4 protein-coding genes are annotated in these 2385 nt (G+C 56.2%); all 4 read right to left on the bottom strand.

Annotated elements, in window-relative coordinates; translation table 11 throughout:
• Positions 1-513 (bottom strand): glycerol-3-phosphate acyltransferase (locus tag ACOSYY_RS08140; protein ID WP_421661769.1); only part of this gene is annotated, 513 nt, incomplete at its 3' end.
• A gap of 24 nt (positions 514-537) precedes the next feature.
• Positions 538-1248 (bottom strand): alpha/beta hydrolase family protein, encoded by a 711-nt coding sequence (locus ACOSYY_RS08145; RefSeq protein ID WP_421661770.1) that lies wholly within the window; start codon positions 1246-1248, stop codon positions 538-540.
• Positions 1249-1460: 212 nt separating this feature from the next.
• Entirely contained in the window at positions 1461-2057 is a 597-nt protein-coding gene (gene pgsA / locus ACOSYY_RS08150) for a CDP-diacylglycerol--glycerol-3-phosphate 3-phosphatidyltransferase (protein ID WP_421661771.1), read from the bottom strand.
• A gap of 15 nt (positions 2058-2072) precedes the next feature.
• A partial coding sequence (locus ACOSYY_RS08155) for a CBS domain-containing protein (protein WP_421661772.1) occupies positions 2073-2385 on the bottom strand: 313 nt, incomplete at its 5' end.

The raw sequence follows: 2385 nt of genomic DNA on the forward strand, positions 1-2385 counted from the left end.
CAGTGAGAAGAACATGAACGATGTCGTTGGACGGATCAACGCGGCGATTATCGGAAAGAGTCCGAACGCCGTGAGCGCACCGCCGGAAGAATAGCGCCAGATAGTCACGGCTCCGATCCAGGCCAGGAGCAACAACAGCCCGATCAACGGCGCAACACCCAGGACGGAACCAAGCGCGGTTGCGACGCCTTTCCCTCCTTTGAATCCGAGAAAGGGCGAGAACAGGTGTCCAAGAAACGGCGCGAGCGCGACAGCCAATATGGCCCATTCGTCTTGCAGCCACTGCGTGGCCACAAAACCCATTAGCCATCCTTTGCCCATGTCGCCGATCAAGGTCAGGATGCCGGCTTTTTTGCCCGACACGCGCAGCACGTTGGTAAATCCGACATTCTTGCTGCCGACTGTGCGAGGATCGGGCAGCCCCATCGCTTTTGAGATGACGACCCCAAATGGGACGGCCCCCAATAGATACCCGCCGATCATGAGCCCGATGATCAGACCTGTCTGATCCATTCAATCTCTCACTGCCATCTGCGATTACAGAAACTTCTCCGGATGCGTAAAAAACTCCAGCATCACCCGATTCAGACTGGGCCAATCCCGGTGACTGCCCGTTCCTTCGCAGTAGAGTGTCGCTCCGTTCGGTGAACATCCTTGAAACGCGCGACATCCGCCTTCTACTGGTTTTGTCTTTGTGACATCACAACGATTGCAGCCCGCCCACCAGGCGGATGTTTGATTTCCCCAACCGGGAAACAACCTATCGTTCTTGCTATGCATGATCATGACCGGAATCGGGTCGCGGCATTGAAAGGACTCAAGGTCCTTGCCGGTCCATCCGGCTGCGCTCGGCGCGATAGCCGCGGGGATGGTTTTCGTTTTGTCGAGCACGGCCAATGCCAACGAAGCAGTGCCGCCGTCTGAGTGGCCCGTTACAAACACTTTTTTCTCATCGATGCACCAGTCCCTCGCCACGAGGCCGGGAATTGTCCCAAGCTGCTCGACAGTAGTAGGACTCAGCTGTTTGTGATCGGCATAGACCACGATAAATCCGGCTGCGGTCGTGGCGGTGGTGAGACCCGTCAATCGTTCCGATGCCCACCTACTCTGTCCTGCCGGAGCATAGACCATCAAAAGGGAATGTGCGAATGTGGCATCATAGTTCGAGGGTGTGCGGACCATATACCGAATGCTATCAGCGGAGACTTTGCCATCGGTTGCGCCGGCTAATCCAGGTCGAGATCCCACTGAGCACTGTCTATTTGCACTTGGATAGGCGAAGGCTTCAAGTTGCGGAGGTAGCTCGTTTTCACTGCAAGCGGTCAATGTGAGAAGGATAGAGAGAACGGCGCAGGTAAGAAGTCTTGGGTTCCGTAGCACGCTGGGGGCACTTAGATGGTGGCTGATTCAAGATTGCATGATGGAGAATCATGCGCACATACCGTTCCATATATCATTGTTCAGAGTCCCTTCGCGACAACCTGTTTCCAAAAGCTCCACACATACTGACTGCCGGAGACATAGCCGAACACCAATGACAGATACAAGGTGGCGGTGCCAGCCAGGTGCATATTGCCGAGTTCGGCAAAGCCTGTTCCTTCCAGGATCAGCAGAATGATGGCGACGACTTGGAGCGTCATTTTATATTTGCCGGTCGTCTCAGCCGGGATAATCATTCCTTCTCCCGCAGCAATGGCACGGATTCCCGTGACGGCAACCTCCCGCCCGATGATCAGCAGCGCGACCACCGCGCTGACCCGATCCACATTCATGAGAAGGATCAGGGCCGACAAGACCAGGAGTTTGTCCGCGACCGGATCGAGCAACTTGCCGAGCGTCGTCACCTGGCCGGTTCGTCGCGCGATGTAGCCGTCCAACATATCCGTTACCGCCGCGACGGTAAAGACAATGGCCGCCGCCAGCGACTGATCGGGCGTTGGATTGACGAACAGAATGATGAAGACGGGAATCAAGAGAATGCGGGCGAGCGTCAGGAGATTGGGCAGATTGAGCGATTCCGCCCCGATGTCTCTCCATACTTCCACAACGCGGTTCATGAGCGACTGTGGCTCCTACACGATTCCGTTTTTGAGCAGATCATGCAAATGAATCACGCCGCGAATCGTCCGGCCGTCTTCGGTCACCACCAGAGTCGTGATCGAATACCGCTCCATCATCTCCACGGCCGTGGCCGCCAATTCCTGCGGTCCGATCGTTTTGGGATTGTGCGAGGCTAACTCGCGGGCCGTCGTATTGACCAAATCGGTGCCCCGCTGGATAAAACGTCGTAAGTCGCCGTCGGTAATCACGCCGACCAACGAACCATCCTGGTCGATCACGGTCGTCATGCCGAGCTTTTTCGCCGTCATTTCAAGCATGGCCGCC

The organism is Nitrospira sp. BLG_2 (assembly GCF_049222245.1).